This is a genomic window from Bradyrhizobium guangzhouense (genome assembly GCF_004114955.1).
In the GTDB taxonomy this organism is placed as follows: domain Bacteria; phylum Pseudomonadota; class Alphaproteobacteria; order Rhizobiales; family Xanthobacteraceae; genus Bradyrhizobium; species Bradyrhizobium guangzhouense.
The window spans coordinates 5,938,943-5,956,151 of sequence record NZ_CP030053.1 but is presented as its reverse complement, the minus strand read 5'-3'; the positions used below and the strand labels follow the sequence as shown (position 1 = coordinate 5,956,151).

The 17,209-nt window shown below is 64.4% G+C and carries 14 protein-coding genes; 10 read left to right on the top strand and 4 right to left on the bottom strand.

The features are described from left to right. Positions 1–7 precede the first annotated feature (7 nt). A complete protein-coding gene (locus tag XH91_RS28405; protein WP_128953658.1) occupies positions 8–1,075 on the bottom strand; it encodes an endo-1,4-beta-xylanase in 1,068 nt (355 codons plus the stop codon). Between the two features lie 100 nt (positions 1,076–1,175). Further along, positions 1,176–2,264, bottom strand: coding sequence for a glycosyltransferase (locus tag XH91_RS28400; RefSeq protein ID WP_128953657.1), 1,089 nt, complete (start codon positions 2,262–2,264; stop codon positions 1,176–1,178). A 259-nt stretch (positions 2,265–2,523) separates the two neighbouring features. Here XH91_RS28400 and XH91_RS28395 point away from each other — a divergent pair, with 259 nt between their 5' ends. The 3 genes from XH91_RS28395 (at position 2,524) to XH91_RS28385 (ending at position 7,192) form a co-directional block, all read left to right on the top strand. Beyond that, entirely contained in the window at positions 2,524–3,954 is a 1,431-nt protein-coding gene (locus XH91_RS28395; protein WP_128953656.1) for a lipopolysaccharide biosynthesis protein, read from the top strand. Between the two features lie 162 nt (positions 3,955–4,116). Next, the gene (locus XH91_RS28390) at positions 4,117–5,310 is read left to right on the top strand and encodes a CaiB/BaiF CoA transferase family protein (RefSeq protein ID WP_128953655.1); all 1,194 of its coding nucleotides are present in this window, start codon (positions 4,117–4,119) and stop codon (positions 5,308–5,310) included. 310 nt (positions 5,311–5,620) lie between these two features. Next, positions 5,621–7,192, top strand: coding sequence for a L,D-transpeptidase (locus XH91_RS28385; protein ID WP_128953654.1), 1,572 nt, complete (start codon positions 5,621–5,623; stop codon positions 7,190–7,192). Between the two features lie 30 nt (positions 7,193–7,222). Here the strand turns inward: XH91_RS28385 and XH91_RS28380 are convergent, their stop codons facing one another. Then, positions 7,223–8,035: a class I SAM-dependent methyltransferase gene (locus XH91_RS28380; protein ID WP_128953653.1), complete on the bottom strand. Its 813-nt coding sequence runs from the start codon at positions 8,033–8,035 to the stop codon at positions 7,223–7,225. 245 nt (positions 8,036–8,280) lie between these two features. Between XH91_RS28380 and XH91_RS28375 the strand changes: the two genes are divergently transcribed. From XH91_RS28375 to XH91_RS28345, 7 genes are all read left to right on the top strand, one after another. Next, positions 8,281–9,120, top strand: coding sequence for a shikimate dehydrogenase (locus tag XH91_RS28375; protein ID WP_128953652.1), 840 nt, complete (start codon positions 8,281–8,283; stop codon positions 9,118–9,120). A 20-nt stretch (positions 9,121–9,140) separates the two neighbouring features. Beyond that, positions 9,141–9,974 carry an amidohydrolase family protein gene (locus tag XH91_RS28370; protein WP_128953651.1) on the top strand — a complete coding sequence of 278 codons (834 nt, stop codon included), beginning with the start codon at positions 9,141–9,143 and terminating at the stop codon, positions 9,972–9,974. Positions 9,975–9,999: 25 nt separating this feature from the next. Then, positions 10,000–11,154, top strand: coding sequence for an ABC transporter substrate-binding protein (locus XH91_RS28365; RefSeq protein WP_128953650.1), 1,155 nt, complete (start codon positions 10,000–10,002; stop codon positions 11,152–11,154). 215 nt (positions 11,155–11,369) lie between these two features. Then, positions 11,370–11,954, top strand: coding sequence for a HutD/Ves family protein (locus XH91_RS28360; protein WP_128953649.1), 585 nt, complete (start codon positions 11,370–11,372; stop codon positions 11,952–11,954). 106 nt (positions 11,955–12,060) lie between these two features. Beyond that, a complete protein-coding gene (locus XH91_RS28355) occupies positions 12,061–13,266 on the top strand; it encodes an adenylate/guanylate cyclase domain-containing protein (protein WP_164934220.1) in 1,206 nt (401 codons plus the stop codon). Positions 13,267–13,358: 92 nt separating this feature from the next. Continuing rightward, positions 13,359–14,156 (top strand): adenylate/guanylate cyclase domain-containing protein, encoded by a 798-nt coding sequence (locus XH91_RS28350; RefSeq protein WP_128953647.1) that lies wholly within the window; start codon positions 13,359–13,361, stop codon positions 14,154–14,156. A 200-nt stretch (positions 14,157–14,356) separates the two neighbouring features. Beyond that, entirely contained in the window at positions 14,357–15,709 is a 1,353-nt protein-coding gene (locus XH91_RS28345; RefSeq protein WP_128953646.1) for a carbohydrate porin, read from the top strand. Here XH91_RS28345 and XH91_RS28340 read toward each other — a convergent pair. Next, positions 15,657–17,138, bottom strand: coding sequence for a tetratricopeptide repeat protein (locus tag XH91_RS28340; protein ID WP_164934213.1), 1,482 nt, complete (start codon positions 17,136–17,138; stop codon positions 15,657–15,659). The genes XH91_RS28345 and XH91_RS28340 overlap by 53 nt on opposite strands. Positions 17,139–17,209 lie beyond the last annotated feature (71 nt).

Genomic DNA, 17,209 nt, shown 5'->3' with positions numbered 1-17,209 from the left:
CAGGCCCTCACACGTCCTTCGTGAACTTGCTGATGACATCCATCAACGGCTTCGGCTTGAACTCGCCGTCGAGCGGCAATGGCCGGTTCGGCTGCTTGTCCGGGCGTTTGACGTAGCCGTTGATCCAGCTGTAGCGATCGGAAATGCCCCAGCTCAGGATCGAGCGCACAGGTCCGCTGGTCCAGATCGCGGTGAGAAGATCGTTCACACGCTTGGCGACGATGGCGTCGCGCTCCGTAGGGCTGCCCGTCAGCTTCTCGTCGTTGACATCGAGCTCGGTGACGTAGACCTCGAGACCCCATGAGCGGATCTCGGTGACGAATTCGGCAAGCCCGTGAGTGTCGATCTCGAGCTCGGCATGCAGATGCGATTGCAGTCCGACCGCGTGTAGCGGCACGCCTTGATCCAGCAACTCCATGATGAGGTTGCGATAGGCCGCACGCTTGGCGATGAACGAGTCCTTCGCCGACTCGATATCATATTCGTTGATCGCGAGCTTGACGTAGGGATCGGCCGCTGCGGCCGTGCGGAACGCCAGCGGAATCCAGCTGCTACCGAGATGCTGTGTCCAGAACGTGTCGCGCCGGTCCTTGACGTCCCTGGGATTGTCAGGGATGGGCTCGTTGACGACGTCCCACGAGGTCAACTTGTCCTTGTAATAGGACACGACGGTCGAGATGTGATCGACATAGGCGCGCTCGACAGCCTTCGAATCCTTGATCTGCTTGGTCCAGTCAGGAATGTCGTGATACCAGGCGAGCGTGTGGCCGCGCATGGTCAGGTCGTTTTTCTGCGCGAAATCATAGATGGCGTCGGCGCGTTCGAAGGCGAAAGTGTGCGCGTCCGGCCGCAGCATCGGCCATTTCAGTTCGAGCACCGGCACCACCTGCGTGCAATAGGTGCTGATGGCTTCGCCCAGCCTCGGATCGGCCTGCAGATCCCACAGCGTGGCGGCGGCGCCATAGCCCTGATGACGCTGGGCCAGTTTCGACGCCGGCAGTGCTGACGCAGATGAGCCCGCCGCGAGCGTAGCGGCGCTGCCGAGCAGAAATTTGCGTCTGTCGAGCTTGATCACGTGGCTTCAGTCCTTCCGGAACCAACGCGCCATCGTACCAAGCGGCATCTTGCGACGCCGCGGTTTCCTGTCGTTGGGTTAATTGTCGCGAATGTTCCGCTCAGCGCGTGCGGCGCTGCATCACCGCTTCCGCAATGTCGTAATAGTGAAACGCGCCTTTCTCGAGCGTGAGATTGTCCATCACGAAATCGCGAGGCGCAAAGCCGCCCGCCTCTACCCGCGACCAGAAGCCGCCCCAGCCGGACATGAAGTTATCGGCATCGGTGAATCTGCTGCCGCAGCGTGCGTCGAAATAAGGCACGGAGGACACGCCGCCTTCATATCTCACTTTGTCCGGGAAATATTCCGGGTCCTGCCACGGGCCGCCGCGATCCCAGGCGAACACCGGCACGCCGCTGGACAGCGCCTGCTGGCAGGCGATGCCCTGGCTCTCGTGCTCGCAAAGGAAGACCATGCTGCGGCAGCGCGCCAGCGCCGCCTTGTAGTCGTCTTCCCTGTAATGGCCGTAGCGGATCACTTCGACCGAGCGGCCACTTGCTTCGAGATGCCGGCGGATCGGTTCGATCAGCTCGCTCGCATAACGCTCGTGGTCCCAGCGTACCTTGTCGTAGAGCAGCACATCGACGCTCTTCCGCGCGACCGGCGTCGGCGTCCACAAATCGGTTTCGATGCCGACCGGCCACACCTCGACGTCAGGCCAGTAGGGCCGGCACATCTCCGCATACCAGTCACAGGGCACCAGGATCGTGTTCTCGTGGAGAAGCCTGAGACGCTCGGGCACGTCGACAGGATGGTTGTACATGACGACGCCGAGCAGGAGCGGGTTCTTCCATGCGAACCAGTCGAGCACGAACGGGCGCCCGAGGATGCAGGCGAGCTCCTCCGGGTGCTTGCGGATGTAGCCGTAGTCGTTGACGCGATAGGGAATCCCGACGCGGTCGAGCCCGGCGCAGAGATTGAGGAACACGCGCCGCTGGCCGCTGATCCAGGATTGTCCGAGCAGCATCCGCCGCACCAGCGGCCGGACGTGGCGGTCGCCCGGAAACCAGCGGTCGTCGCGCTCCTCGAAGAACAAATTGAGCGTCATCCGCTCGCCCCGGTCCCCAGGGGATGCCGGCACCAGGGATGCATCCGTCCCGCCATGGGGCAGGGAGCCCGGGTTTGCCCCTATGCGGTCGACAACGTCCATCTTAGCCAGTCCACCCATTAACCAAACGTCGGGCGACGTCTTTAAAATCATGGTTTCTTTTCGGTGATCGCAGCGGCCCGTTCAAGGACAGGGCAAATTTAACGCTAACGCGCAAAAGCGGTGGGGCCATCCCATTCGGTGGCCGATTTGCAGACTTAAATGACTATCTTGGGAGATGCTGCGGCGCAGTCGAACCATCACGCCAAGGTCCAACTGATTAACGGCCGCTCGATTTCAAGGCCGCCAGTCCCGTGCACGCATGCTGAACCGCCATTTCTCCATCTACCTCGTCAGCTACATCCTGTCTGCGGCGATGGGCTTTTTCGCGGTCACCGCCTACACGCGGCTGCTGACGCCGGCGGAGTATGGTGTCTATGTCGTCGGCATGAGCATCGCCGGCATTCTGGGCGCGATCTTTTTCGCCTGGATCAAGCTGTCGGTGTCGCGCTATCAGGCGATGTCGGCGGAAGTGGATTTCCGCGGCACGGCGATGGTTGGCTTTGCACTGACCGTCCTCGCCATGTGCGCGGCGACCCCGCTGGTATTCCTGTTCCGCAGCGACGTCAGCGTCGCGCTGGTGCTCGCCAGCATGTTCGTCGCGATCATGTCGAATGGGTTCGACGTCGGCCAGGAATTCGAACGCGCCAAGTTTCGGCCCTTTCGATTCGCGGCGATCTCGATGGTGCGCAGCGTGTCGAGCGTCGGATTCGGCCTGCTCGGGATCTGGCTTGGCTGGGGCGGCATGGGCCTGCTCGCCGCCTTTGGCCTCGGCTCGTTCGCCGGCGTCATCCTCAATCTCGTCAGCGATCGCGCCAGGGTCGCAAGCTTCTCGCGCAGCCAGTTCATGCAGCTCGCGCGCTACGGCCTGCCGTTGACGCTGGCCGGATTGTCCGTCGCGGTCTACTCGGCCAGCGACCGGCTCATTGTCGCCTTTTTGCTCGGCAAGGATTCCGCCGGCATTTTCGGTGTCGCCGCCGACCTGCCGCGCCAGTTCATGGTCATGATCGCCACCAGCGTCGCCGCGGCCACCGTGCCGATGGTGTTCCGCTCGCTGTCGGAGCAGGACACGACGCGGGAGCGGCTGACCGAGAGTCTCGAACTGCTGCTCGTCGTCGTCGCGCCGGTCGCGGTCTGGCTGGCGCTTGCCGCCGATCAGGTCACGGGCACGCTCGTCGGTGTCGATTTTCGCGCCGGTGTGTCCGCGCTGTTGCCGACGCTGGTGCTCGCCCGCTGCTTCGGCATCGCCAATCAATTCTACGTCCAGCTCAGCTTCCAGCTCGCCGAGCGCCCCTTCATGCTGGCGGCGCAGTCGTTTCTCACGCTGGTCGTGAGCGTGGCGCTGATGCTCGCAATGGTGAGGGGTTATGGCATCTACGGCGCCGCGCTGGCGACGCTTGCAACCGAGGCGATCGGCTTCGTCGTCGCCGTCGTGTTGATGCACCGTGCCTATCCCGTGCCGTTCGACGTCGTCAGGCTGGCCGGCGTCGCCGCTTCCGCCGCGGCAATGGCAGCTGCGATTCTGCTCGCACGGTCGCAGGTCCATGGGACAGGTATCGCGGCGCTGATCATCGTGAGCGTCGCGGGGGGCTTTGCCTACGCCGCCACCGCGTGGCTTCTCAATGTCGCCAATGTGCGGACGTTGTCGCTGCGTCTCCTGCGTACGTTCGACCGCAAGGCGCTGGGCGTCTAGCGGCCGAAGGTGCCGAACCGGTCAAACGGAACGGCTGCGGCTTGCGCATACGCATCTGAATTCTGCGCTACATCTCACGCCTGACAATCAATGTATCGTCTCCCTCGCCGACATCGCGTGCGATGCGGCCGATGATATGCGTCCTCCAACCACCGTGAAGCGATGATGGCACCATCAGGCCCTCTCAGCGGCATCCGCGTTCTCGATCTGACGAGCGTGCTGTTCGGTCCATATGCCGCGCAGATGCTCGGGGACTGGGGCGCCGACGTCATCAAGATCGAGCCGCTGACGGGCGACACCTGGCGCTACACCGGCCTGTTCCGGAACCGCGGCATGAGCGGCCAGTTCATGGCGGTCAACCGCAACAAGCGCAGTCTCGCGCTCGACCTGAAACATCCCGATGGCAAGGCGGCGCTCGCAAGACTGATCCCGACGGTCGACGCGCTGGTGACCAATGTGCGTCCGGCCGCGATGGCCCGGCTCGGCTTCGGTTACGGAGACTGCGCAAAGCTCAATCCGCGGCTGATCTATGCGGCCGCGACCGGCTTCGGCCAGGATGGACCGTGGGCCGCGCGGCCGGCCTTCGACGAGATCATCCAGGCGGCCTCGGGCCTCGCATCATCGATCGGATCGGACGAGGAGCCGCACTTCGTCCCGAGCCTGATCGGCGACAAGATCTGCGCGATGGCGATGGTCGGCGCCGTGTCTGCGGCGCTGTTTCGCCGCGAGCGCACCGGGCAGGGCCAGATGGTCGAGGTGCCGATGCTGGAGACGATCGCGGGCTTCAACAGCATCGAGATGCTGGGCGGGCATGCGTTCGATCCGCCGATCGGCCCGACCGGCTACAAGCGCATGAAGAACCGCCGTCCGGTGAAGACCAAAGACGGCTGGCTGACGATGCTGCCCTATTCCGGCGACAATTGGTGCGCCTTCTTCGAGGCCGTCGGCCGCCCCGAGCTGATCGAGGAGCTCGGCGTACGCGATCCCGTGCTGCGCTCCCAGAACATCGACAAGGTCTACGACCGCATGAGCGAGATCGGGCCGACCCGCACCACCGCGGAATGGGAAGAGCTTTTGCTGCGGCTCGACGTGCCCCACACCGCTTTCGCCAAGCTGAGCGAGATCGGCGAGCAGCCGCATCTCGAGGCCGTCGGTCTGTTTGCCGATATCGATCACCCGACAGAAGGGCGAATTCGCCAGGCGCGTCCGGCGACAAAATTCTCCGAGAGCCCGGCCGGCATCCACCGCATGGCGCCGCGGCTTGGCGAGCATTCGCGCGAAGTGTTGCGCGAGGCCGGATTGAGCGATGCCGAAATCGACACGCTCGTCGCGAACAAGGCCGTCGGCGCGCCGTAAGGCGGGCGCGCCATGACGACGTCAGTCTCGATCGCTTGCTGCCTGGATACACTTCTCTGTGATTCCGGTCACATCCTGCCCCGGCCTCCGGCGGGCCGACATGTCTGCCGCAGCGCGTCCGAAAGCTCCGGGCCAGCCTGGGCGGCGGACCGCCCTTCCGCCCGCATGGACCGTCGTATAAGAGAGTTTCGTCGCCGGAACGGACCTGATATCGCCGAGAACGGAACTGAAGGTGGCTGCGAATTCTTAATCCAAACATCGCAATGTGATCGATGATGAACCAAGTGCGGACAGGCAACCGGGGAATGGCATGAAAGACCTGATCACGACGGCGCAATCCAATCGAGTGGCGCGGCGTTGGGGGGCTCCCGGAATTGTGATGGTCGCGGCGGCGCTTGCGCTGGCCGCCCCGAGCCAGGCCCTTGCCGCCAAGCAGCCGCGCCAGACCGCCGAGGCGGTGGCTCCGCGCGAAGCAGGCGAGCCGATCATGGCCATCGTGTCGCTCAAGAGCCAGCAGGTGACGTTCTACGATTCCGAGGGCTGGATCCTGCGCGCGCCGGTTTCGACCGGCACCACCGGCCGCGAGACGCCCGCGGGCGTCTTCGCCGTCGTCGAGAAGGACAAGGACCACCACTCGACCATGTATGACGACGCCTGGATGCCGAACATGCAGCGCATCACCTGGAACGGCATCGCGCTGCACGGCGGACCGCTGCCCGGTTACGCGGCCTCGCACGGCTGCGTGCGCATGCCCTTCAACTTTGCCGAGAGCCTGTTCGACAAGACCAATATCGGCATGCGGGTGATCATCTCGCCGTATGACGCTGCTCCGGTCGAATTCTCGCATCCCTCGCTGTTCGTGCCGAGCAAGGAGGCCATTGCTGCCGCGCCCGGACGCATCGACAAGCTTTCCGCCGAGGCCGAGGAGGCCATCAGGGCTGCAGACGAGACCAAGAAGGCTGCGGCTGCGGCGGCGAAGGAGGCGCAATCGCTTCCGGCAACGCTGCGCAAGCTCGAGCAGCAGAAGGCGCGCGCCGACGCCGAGAACGCCTATGCCGACAAGCTTGTCGCGAACGCCAAGTCCGACCAGGCCAAGGCAAAGGCCGACGAGCTGAAACAGAAGGTGGCGGCCAAGGCCGCTGATGCCGCAACCCAGCTCGACGCCGCCAAGGCTGCGGCGCAGCCCAAGCGCGACGCGGTTGCCGCGACCAAGGATGCAGCGAAGGCCGCTGCGGCCAAGAAGGCCGACGCCGTGAAGGCTGCGCTGGATGCCAAGCTCGCGCTGGAGCCGGTCTCGGTCTACATCAGCCGCGCCACGCAGAAGCTCTATGTCCGGCGCAACACCCACAAGCCCGCGCCGGATGGTGGCGGCGAGGTGTTCGATACCAGCATCGAGGTTCCGGTCACCATCCGCAATCCCGACCAGCCGATCGGCACGCACATCTTCACGGCGATGGCGAAGAACGACACGGGCCTGCGCTGGAGCGTCGTCAGCATCGACGAGGGCGACAACGCCAAGGACGCGCTCGACCGCATCACCATCCCGCAGGAGGTGTGGGATCGCATCGCGCCGACCGCGTTGCCGCGTTCATCGATCATCATCTCGGACGAGCCCTTGAGCGCCGAGACCAACTACCGCACCGAGTTTGTGGCAGTCCTGAGCAACCACCCGCAAGGCGGCTTCATCACCCGCAAGCCGACCGCGCCGCCGGTGGAAATGGCCAGCGACGATGGCTGGGGCAATGGCGGCGCCTTCGGCGGCAATGGCTTCTTCTTCTTCGGGCAGCGCGATCCCCAACCGGTCGCGCCGCGCCGCCGCGCCGGCCAGTACCAGTACTATCAGCCGGCCCAGCCGATGCCGATGCAGCGGAGCTTTTGGTAGGGGCGGGGCTCGATCTCGCTGCTCCGGCGATCACGGCCTCGCCGTGATCACCAGGGCCTGAATCTTCGCTTCGACCGGTCCCTCACCGTGGCGTTTCCGGATCGCCTCGGCGACCGCATCGGTTGCGACCTCGAGCTTGCTCGCATCCCTGGCTTCGATCTCGCCGCGCAGCGGCGTTCCCTGGCAATACGCGATCGCGACATATTCGGCCGAGGGCGCGCGGCTCGTTGCCGTCTTGGTTTCGATCGAAATGTCCCTGAAGCCGGCGCGCTCGAGATCGGCCTTGATGACGGCCTTGTCGTGATAGCCGTGCGGCGTCCGCGCCATGAACAGTGGCGGATTGTCGGGAAACACCTTGCCGAGTGTGGCGGTCGCGTCATCGGCGAACACGTTGTCCGCGATACGATCCCACACGTTGAACAGGTAAGCACCGTCAGGCTTCAACACCCGCTTCGCCTCGGCGTAGCCTTTGCTGCGATCCGGAAAGAACATGGCGCCGAACTGGCAGCAGACCACGTCGAATGCCGTGTTCTCGAACGGCAGCGTCAACGCATCCGCCTGGCGCCAGGTCATGCGCGGATCGCCACCCTGACGCTGCCTGGCGACAGCGAGCATCGGCTCATTGAGGTCGGTCGCGACATAGCGGACATCCGAAGGCAGCAGCGCCGCCACGGCCCGTGTGACGGCGCCGGTGCCCGCGGCGATCTCGAGCAGGTCCGAGGGCGACTGCGCGGCGATGCGCTTGGCCAGGTCGTCGGCATAGACCGAGAAAATCAGCGGGACCAGATATTCGTCGTAGAGCTTGGGGACCGAGCCGGCGAAAACCTTGTCAGTTGCAGACATGCTTGCCTCGCGAGGGTTGGACCATCGCTGGCACGATAGCATGGTCCAAGACGCCCGCTTTGGCGGACTCCTCACCATGCGGGTCTGATTTCCGGCCGCAAGCGGGGTGACATGGGCCGGTGTCGGCCCGCGGCCCGCCCCAAATTCACATTGCACCCGCTAGCCATTCCCTCTAGATGTCTTGTACATTTGACCAAATGGCATGGTCGCGCGCTAAAGACGCGATCCGGGATGGGAAGCGCAGCATGTCGCAGGACGGTTTTGGTTTGGCTGGCGTCATCGGCATGCCCGTCGCGCATTCGCGCTCGCCGGTCGTTCACAATTACTGGCTCAAGGCGCACGGCATCCGCGGTTCCTATGTGCCGCTGGCGGTGAAGCCGGAGCGGCTCGCAGATGCGCTTCGCGGACTCGTCGCGCTCGGGTTCCGCGGCTGCAACGTCACCATGCCGCACAAGCAGACAGCGATGGCGCAGCTCGCCCGCGTCGATGAGACCGCCAGGCGCATCGGTGCCGTCAACACCATCGTGGTCGAACCGGACGGCACGCTGTCCGGCTTCAACAATGACGGCAATGGTTTTGTGCAGAGCCTGCGCGATGCGAAAGCCGACTGGCGCGGCGATACCGGCCCGATCCTGCTGCTAGGCGCAGGCGGCGCCTCGCGCGCGGTCGTCGTCGCGCTGCTCGAAAACGGCGCGCGCGAGATCCGCATCGCCAACCGCACCGCGGAGAAAGCGGAGGCGATTGCGAAGGAGTTCGGCCCTGCCGTCAGCACCGTCGCGTGGGACGATCGCGCGGCCGCGCTCTCCGATGTCGCGCTGCTCGTCAACTGCACCGATCGCGGCATGGTCGGCAAGAGCGCGCTGGAGATCGACCTGTCGCGGCTGAAGCCTGCAACGCTCACTGCCGATCTGATCTACACGCCGCTGGAGACGCCGTTCCTGGCTGAGGCCCGTGCGCGCGGCTGCGTCACCGTGAACGGGCTCGGCCTGCTGCTCAACCAGGCGCGGCTCGCCTTCAAGGCCTGGTTCGGCGTGATGCCTGACGTCACGCCCGAGTTGATCAAGGCCATCGAAGCCACGTTCTGACCCGCGGGGAGCTTTGCGCCATGACATTGCCGGCGGGGCCCAAGATCGATTGTCACATCCACGCCATCGATCCCGTCCGTTTTCCCTATGGCGCCGATACGCCGTACCGGCCGAGCGGGCAGGAGATCGTGCCGGCCGCGCAGTTGATCCGCGTGCTCGACGCCTTTGATGTTCACCATGCGCTGGTCGTCGCCACCAACACCGGCTACGGCAGCGACAGCCGTATCCTGCTCGACACCTTGAGGCAGGGCGGCGGCCGCTTCAGGGGCGTCGCCGTGGTCGAGAACGACGTCGACATCAGCGAGCTCGAACGATTGAAAGCCGGCGGCGTGATCGGCGTTGCCTATAATGTGCCGTTCCACGGCGCCGATTATTATCGCAACACCGCGCCGCTGCTGGAGAAGCTGGTCAGCCTCGGCCTGTTCCTGCAGATCCAGGTCGAGAACGATCAACTGATCGATCTGCTGCCCTTGATCGACAAATCGCCGGTGCGCCTCGTGTTCGACCATTGCGGCCGACCGCCGGTCGGCCAGGGCATCAAAGGCAAAGCCTTCCAGGCCCTGCTCGCAATCGGCCGCGAGCGCGACGCCCACATCAAACTCTCAGGCCATTACAAGTTTTCGCTACAGCCGCACCCGTATGAGGACACCTGGCCGTTCATTGCAGCGCTTGTCGAGGCCTTCACGCTCGACCGCTGCATTTGGGGCTCGGACTATCCGTTCCTGCGTGCGGCCGAAAGGCTCGACTACGGGCCGCTGCTCGCGCTGTTGGCATCGCTGTTTCCTGACAAGGACGACCAGCGGCGCCTGCTGTGGCGAACGCCGGCGAAATTGCTCGGTTTCGACGCATCATAACAAGGAAAGCAACGGGGAGGACATCATGAGGCATCTTGCAGGCACACTCATCATCGCCTTGGCGGCATCGCTCGCGACGGGCGCGGCCCGCGCGCAGAGCACCGTCTACATCCCCGACGTCATCGAGCTCTCCGGCCCCGGCGCGGTCTCGGGCACCAACTGGCGCGATGGCGTCGCGCTCGCTGTCGACGAGATCAATGCCGCCGGTGGCATCTTGGGCCGCAAGATCCAGACCGAGCATCTGGACACCCAGAGCAACCCCGGCATCTCGCGCGCGCAGGTGCAGAAGGTCTTGGACAAGGATCCCTATGTCGTGCTCGGGCCGATCTATTCCGGTTCCGTCAAGGTCAACATGGCGCTGACGCAACAAGCCGAGATCCCGCAGATCGTCGGCGCCGAGGCCGCGGACATCACCATGCAGGGCAATCCCTGGATTTTCCGCACCGCCTTCGGCCAGCAATTCTCGATGCCGAAGATCGCCAATTATCTGCACGACAAGCTCAAGGTGAAGAGCGTTGCGGTGCTCTGGGTCAACAATGATTTCGGCAAGGGCGGCCACGACAATTTCGTGAAGGAGATGAAGGCGCGCAACATCGAGATCGCGGCCGACATCTCCACCGAGCAGGGCCAGGTCGATTTCGGCTCCGACGTGATCAAGCTCAAAGGCGCCAAGGCCGATGCCGCCTTCATCTACACCAATGAGGAGGAGAGCGCCCGCTTCCTGATCGAGGCGAAGCGGCAAGGCCTGTCGACGCCGCTGTTCGGCGAGACCACGCTGCTCAGCCAGAAGGTGGTCGAGCTCGCCGGTCCCGCCGCCAACGGCGTGCGCGGTCATGTCGGCCTCAGCGCCGACGCTCCGATCCCGGCGATCGAGGCGTTCACCAAGAAGTTCAGCGACCGCTTCAAGTACCGGCCCGATCACAACGGCATCAAGGGCTACACCGCGGTCTATCTCGTCAAATACGTCACCGAGAAGATCGGCAAGTTCGACAGCAAGGCCTTCGGCGCCGCGATGAAGGGCCTGACGCTGACGCCCGACAAGGCGCCGGGCATCCTGATGGAAGCCAGCTGGGACCAGAACGGCGATATCGACCGCGCCAGCTTTCTCGCCGAGATCGTCGACGGCAAGCAGAAGATCGTGGAGACCTTGCCGAAGCTGAATGGCGGCAAGAGCGAGTGAGGGAGGCGGTATCTCCCCAGCGTCGTCCTGGCGAAAGCCAGGACCCATAGCCACCATTAACGTTGTTGGAAGACGGTGCGGCCGCAGCTCGCTTCGACAACGGGCCGTCGGGGTAATGGGTCCTGGCCTTCGCCAGGACGACGACAGGCTTCGGCTCGACGCCGAGACGTGAGACGACTAATGATGCGCGGGTGATTCCAGGACACTCGCACCCCATGAAAACCACGCTGCTGAAATCCGAAGACTACACCCGGGCGCCCTGGAAAAACGGCGGTGGCATCTTTACCGATATTGCGGATGCGCATCGGCCCGGCACGGTGGTGAAGAACTGGGACAGCCTGCTGTGGCGCTTTGCGTCGACGCCGATCGTCGCGCCCGGGCCGTTCTCGCACATGCCTGGTATCGATCGCCTGCAGATGGTGATCGGCGGGCGTGGGCTGGTGCTGAAAGCCGGGGGGCAGGAGTTGGACGAGCGCGAGCCGTTCACGACCGTCCGCTTCACCGGCGAGATAGAGATCGTCACCGAGCTCGAGGCCGGTCCGGTCGAGGTCGTCAACCTGATGGCGCGGCGCGGTGCGGCGGAGATCGAGCTGGTGGCGCTGAAGGAGCCCGGCGAGCGGGCTTTGCCCGTGGGCACGCATCTGGTTTATGCGCCGTCGGGCGATTGTGGCATTCGAGTCAATAGCGAGGAATTTCCCGTTCCTGCCGGCTGCACGCTCGAGATCGAGCTGGCCGAGGCGTCCAGGCTGACGCTCGTTTCGGGGCTGGCGGTGCTGGGCTCAATCCAGCTCGCCGGCTAGGCGGTGGTCGTGCGAATGCGCACAATCCGTGCAACTGGCTAGGTTGACGCAGCCGATCCGGAACACGATATGTGCGGGCATGAAGACCGCCGTTGAAGGCCAGGATATGAACGCGCCAGACAAGAATCCCGCTGCCACGCTATCCGACGGCGTCGTCGATTGGCTGACCACCGGGACGCATAACGAGCGCTTCATCGACAACATTTTTGCCGAGATGTGCATCCGCATCCAGCAGACGGGCATTCCGCTGAAGCGGTCGACGCTTCACGTGCTGATTCAGCACCCGCAATGGCTGGGAGCCCGTTTCATGTGGGCCGACGGCATGCGCGAGGCCGAGATCGCGCGAGTTGATTTCGACGTGCGGGAGCGCTCCGAATATATCGGCAGTCCCGCCAATGAAATGCAGAACGGCGCCACTGAAGTGCGGGAAGATCTGGAGCAGGATCCCGCCCTTGGCCGCAAGCACGCGCTCTATGACGAGATGCGGGCGAAGGGCCTGACAGATTATGTCGCCTGGCCGCTGTATCACACCCTCGGCAAGCGCCATCTCGTCACCTTCGCCACTGATCGGCCCGGCGGATTCGACGCTGCGCATATCACCGCGCTGAAGAAGCTGTTGCCGGTGCTGGCCCTGGTCAGTGAAATCCGTATCAAGAACCGCCTGGCGCGCACATTGCTGGAGACCTATGTGGGCTCCCATGCCGGCGAGCTGATTCTCGCCGGCGCGACGCGCCGCGGCACCGGCACGACGGTGCGCGCCGCGATCATGATCTGCGACCTCAGGGATTTCACGAAGATCTCCGACAATTGGCCGCGCGACGACGTCATCGATCTCCTCAACGATTACTTCGACGCGATGTCGGACCCGATCGCGCGGTATGGCGGCGAGATCCTGAAATTCATCGGCGACGGTCTGCTCGCGATCTTCCCGCTGAGCCAGCCCGACGCCTGCGCCAATCTGTTGCGCGCCGTCACCGAGGCCCGGCGTGCGATGGCTGCGCTGAACGAGCGCAACAACGGCACGGGCCGCGCGCCGCTGAATTACGGCATCGGCGTCCATGTCGGCGACGTCATGTACGGCAATATCGGATCGTCAAGCCGGCTCGACTTCACCGTGATCGGCCCCGCCGTCAACATGGCCTCGCGGCTGGAGGCGCTGACCAAGCAGGTCGGCAAGCCGGTGCTGCTGTCGCGCGACTTCGCCGAACTGGTCGATCGCGAGTTTGAGCTGGAGCGCGTCGGCAAGCATGCCGTGCGCGGTTTCAGCGATCCGATCGAGCTGTTTGCCTTTGGGCCGTCCGCGCGGACGTAAACCGCACTGCTCGACCGTGCGCTGTTGCCAAGGCGCGGGCGTCCAACTACGCTCCAGGTTCGCCGCAATGGTTCAGCATCAGCCGCAACGTCATGCCCAAATTTCTTCGCGTCGGCCTGCATCAGTCGAACGTATCAGGGTACACGTCGAAGGCGTGGTGCGTGCGGCGGGTCGGCTCGGCGGTGTTCCTGAAATGGGGCGCCGTGGAAGTGCAGGGCGCCGGCAACGGCCGCAAGGTTTACTGGACCCATCTGCCGCAGGAGAAAACGATCCGCTGCGGCACCGCGCAGCGCGCCCAGGACTACGCCAAATCCGCCATCGCCCGGCGGCGCAGCCATGACTATGAACCGTTGACTGGCGCCATTGGCGTCCGGAGAAAATCCGCCAACGGCAGCGCCGAGCTCAAGCAGGCCCTCGCGACGATCCTGATCGTCGACATCGTCGGCTCCACGGCAAAGGCCGCAAAGCTCGGCGATGTGCGCTGGACCAAGGTCATGGGCCTCTACTACGCCGCAGTCCGCAAGGAGCTGAAATCATCGCGCGGCAAGGAGGTCGTGACGACAGGCGACGGCGTGCTGGCGACCTTCAAGGTGCCGGCCGCCGGCATCAATTGCGCGACCGCGATCCGGAAAGCCGTGCGCACACTCGGCCTCGAGATCAGGGTCGGCCTGCACGCCGGCGAATACACGATCAGCGGCGGCGAGATGGTCGGTCTTGCCTTCCACATCGGCACCCGTGTCGCCGCCAAGGCGCGCGCCGGCGAGGTGCTGGTCTCGAGCGCCGTGAAGGACCTGCTCGCGGCGCAATCCCAGATAAGCCTGAAGGATCACGGCAGCCACCAGCTCAAGGGCGTGCCGGCGCGGTGGCGGCTTTATCGCGTGGAAGATTGAGGGCGATGCTCTTCCGGCCGGGACTTTCGCCTGTCTTGCCATTCTTCTCTCGTCGAATGCCTTCGGGGCGGGAATAAACACAAGCTCGGATTGATCCCTTGCCAGGGGAAACGCGCAGCGCGCTTTGACGTGCGGCAGCGTCGCCGTGGGGCGGCGACGTGACACAAAACAGAAGAAGCCTGAGACCCTGGGAGTAACTGATGTCGTTGGAGAAGTCTGCAAGCGCCGCACGGCTGTGCGGCGCGGGGATCGTGTTGTCGTTACTGTTGGGCAGCGGAGCGCATGCGGCCGATCTTCCGACCAAAGCGCCGCCTGTTCCTTATGCCGCGGCCGATGATTTCTGGACAAGGCCGTATCTGTTCGGCGATCTCGGCAGGACGCGGCTGAAGGAGCAGGGCATCTCGCTGGCGCTGACGCTGGGCGACGAAGCCGTCGCCAACCTGTCGGGCGGAGCCAGAAACACCGGCGCGAACGCCGGTCAGCTGGCGTTTCAGGCAAAATTCGACCTGGCGAAGCTGGCCGGCGTCCAGGGCGGTACCGTCGGTCTCACGCTGGTCGACCGCTTCGGCAACAATCTGAATAGCGAGGCTGACATTCCCGCCCTGCAGCTCACCAATGAGGTCTTTGGCCGCGGCAACATTCTGCGCCTGACCGAACTCTCCTACGCGCAAAAGCTTCTCGATGATCGTCTCGAGCTCAAGGGCGGCCGTCTCCCCGTCGGCTCCGACTTCTTCTTCGGCGAGTGCGATTTCATCAACCTGACCTTCTGCGGCGGCCAACCCGGCAACATCCTGGGTGGCTACATCTTCAACTGGCCGGTGAGCCAATGGGCCGGCGTGGCCCATTTCAATCTGGCCAAGGAATGGAAGATTTCCGTCGGCGTCTACGACGCCAATCCGAATTATCTCACCACGTCAGACCCGACGATCTACTTCCTGCCCGGCATTCCGGCCTCGAACCCCGCGGCGGGTGTGCTGGTCCCGGTGGAGTTGACCTGGACCCCGAGTGGTCCCTTGAACGGGACCTGGAGACTTGGCGGCTGGTACGACGGCGCGTCGACGATCGATGGCGGCCTGCCGGGCATTGTTACGACGATTCCGGGCCTCGGTGGTGTCCCGGATCAAAATCTGGGAGACCAGCGTGGTCGCTTCGGCGTCTATGAGTCGATCCTGCAGCGGTTGACCGTCGATGGTCCCAAAACGCAGGGCTGGTACACGTTCCTCAACACGACCGTGGCCGATCATCGGACCTCGTTCCAGGACTACCAGATCGCCTGGGGCGTGAAGCACAGCGGAACATTCGCCTCGCGCCCCGATGACGAGGTCGGCTTCGCGGTCGGCACGACTCATGTGAACTCGGCGGCCCTTGGCCCGAACGCAGGCGGTAACGAAGTTCCGATCGAGCTCTGGTACGGATTGCAGGCGACCGGCTGGATGAATCTCAAGTTCGACGCCCAGTACGTCATCAATCCCGGCGGGCGCGGGTTTAATGCCGCCGGCGTCAAGACCGACAACGCATGGGTGTTGGGTCTGCGCACCGCGGTCCGTTTCTGAAGCCAGCCGAGGCCATGCCATCCAGTTCACGTCGCACACGATCAACGACGCTCGCCCAGTCGCCTCTGGTGGGCTGCCTGAACAGCCGCATCGACCGATACCACGGGCTGTCGTCCCGATCGAGCAGCCAGCGCCAATCCGGGTTGAAGGGCAGCATCGTCCAGACCGGTGCGCCGAGCGCGCCGGCGAGGTGAACCACGCTGGTGTCGACCGAGATCACCAGGTCGAGACAGGACATTAGCGCCGCGGTCTCGTCGAAATCGGTGAGCTGCTCGGTCAGGTCGACAATGTCGGAACGCGCGGCGAGGAAGGCGCGGTCCTCGTCGCGGATGCCCTTCTGCAAGGAGACGAACTGGACGTCGCAATCCAGCAAGGGCACGAGCGCGCGCAGCGCGATCGACCGGTTGTGATCGTTGTTGTGGCCCGGGTCGCCCGACCAGACCAGGCCGACGCGGAAGCGCGTGCGGGGACCGAGCCGGCTCTCCCACGCCGTCACGCGCTCCATCGATGGCGGAGCAAGATAGCCTTGCGCAGACGGAATCGTATCGGAACGCGTTCCGAACGCCAGCGGCAGACTGCCGAGAGGACAGTGCAGATCGAACGCCAGCGACGGCGCCGACGATCGGTCGATACAATCTGCGACGCCGCTGACGCCGGCCAGGAGCCGCCGGACGGCAGGGTTGACCTCCAGGATGATCCGAGCCCCGAGCGCAGCCACCATGGGCGCGTAGCGCGCAAACTGGATGGAGTCGCCCAGGGCTTCGTCGGCGTGAAGCAGGATGGTCTTGCCGTCGAGCGGCCGGTCGCCAAGCCAGCAGGCCTGCGAAAATCCGCGCTCGGCGAGGCCCAAAGACGGCGCTGTCCAGCGGGCCTCGCGTCCCGCCCAGCCCCGCTCGAAATCTCCCGTCAGCATCTGCAATAGCGCGAGATTCCAGATCGTGTCCGCATTGCCGGGGTCGACCGCCAGCGATCGGTGAAACGTCGCAAAGGCGTCATCCAGCAATTGCAGGCTCCACAGCGCCCGCGCCTTTTCGTTGAGCGCTGCGGAGAAATCCGGACGAAGCGCGAGGGCGCGATCGAAGCTGGCAAAGGCCTGCTCCATCCGGCCCAGTCTCGAATGCAGCGTGCCGAGATTCTTGTGCGTCTCGGCCTCGCCGGGATTTAGCGCGATGGACCTCTCGAAGTCGGCCTGTGCTTCCACAAACCGTCCCAGCCGCTGCAGGCAAAGGCCGCGCGTCTGGTACAGAGGTGCGACATCCGGATTGAGCTTTTCGAATGTGTTGAAACATTCAAGGGCTTCGGCGTAGCGGCCGAGCTTGAACAGCGATTGGCCCTGTTTTGCCGCCTCGAGATGTCTCGCAATCTGCAGATTTTGCGGCGCGGCTTTTGGGGATTGTTTGGCCGCGGCCCGGCGCTCTTGGCGGTTCATTGGCTGACCAGAAATGGAGACGACGTCCCGTCGCGGCATTTTCCGGTGCCAGGCTGGTGCGAGGCTGGCGC

Excerpts from the sequence above, each read along its gene's own strand:
- XH91_RS28385 (WP_128953654.1), top strand. The coding sequence starts at position 5,621 with ATGAAAGACCTGATCACGACGGCGCAATCCAATCGAGTGGCGCGGCGT.
- XH91_RS28355 (WP_164934220.1), top strand. The coding sequence starts at position 12,061 with ATGAACGCGCCAGACAAGAATCCCGCTGCCACGCTATCCGACGGCGTC.
- XH91_RS28395 (WP_128953656.1), top strand. The coding sequence starts at position 2,524 with ATGCTGAACCGCCATTTCTCCATCTACCTCGTCAGCTACATCCTGTCT.
- XH91_RS28380 (WP_128953653.1), bottom strand. The coding sequence starts at position 8,035 with ATGTCTGCAACTGACAAGGTTTTCGCCGGCTCGGTCCCCAAGCTCTAC.
- XH91_RS28375 (WP_128953652.1), top strand. The coding sequence starts at position 8,281 with ATGTCGCAGGACGGTTTTGGTTTGGCTGGCGTCATCGGCATGCCCGTC.
- XH91_RS28345 (WP_128953646.1), top strand. The coding sequence starts at position 14,357 with ATGTCGTTGGAGAAGTCTGCAAGCGCCGCACGGCTGTGCGGCGCGGGG.
- XH91_RS28360 (WP_128953649.1), top strand. The coding sequence starts at position 11,370 with ATGAAAACCACGCTGCTGAAATCCGAAGACTACACCCGGGCGCCCTGG.
- XH91_RS28365 (WP_128953650.1), top strand. The coding sequence starts at position 10,000 with ATGAGGCATCTTGCAGGCACACTCATCATCGCCTTGGCGGCATCGCTC.
- XH91_RS28390 (WP_128953655.1), top strand. The coding sequence starts at position 4,117 with ATGATGGCACCATCAGGCCCTCTCAGCGGCATCCGCGTTCTCGATCTG.
- XH91_RS28340 (WP_164934213.1), bottom strand. The coding sequence starts at position 17,138 with ATGAACCGCCAAGAGCGCCGGGCCGCGGCCAAACAATCCCCAAAAGCC.
- XH91_RS28370 (WP_128953651.1), top strand. The coding sequence starts at position 9,141 with ATGACATTGCCGGCGGGGCCCAAGATCGATTGTCACATCCACGCCATC.
- XH91_RS28350 (WP_128953647.1), top strand. The coding sequence starts at position 13,359 with ATGCCCAAATTTCTTCGCGTCGGCCTGCATCAGTCGAACGTATCAGGG.
- XH91_RS28400 (WP_128953657.1), bottom strand. The coding sequence starts at position 2,264 with ATGGACGTTGTCGACCGCATAGGGGCAAACCCGGGCTCCCTGCCCCAT.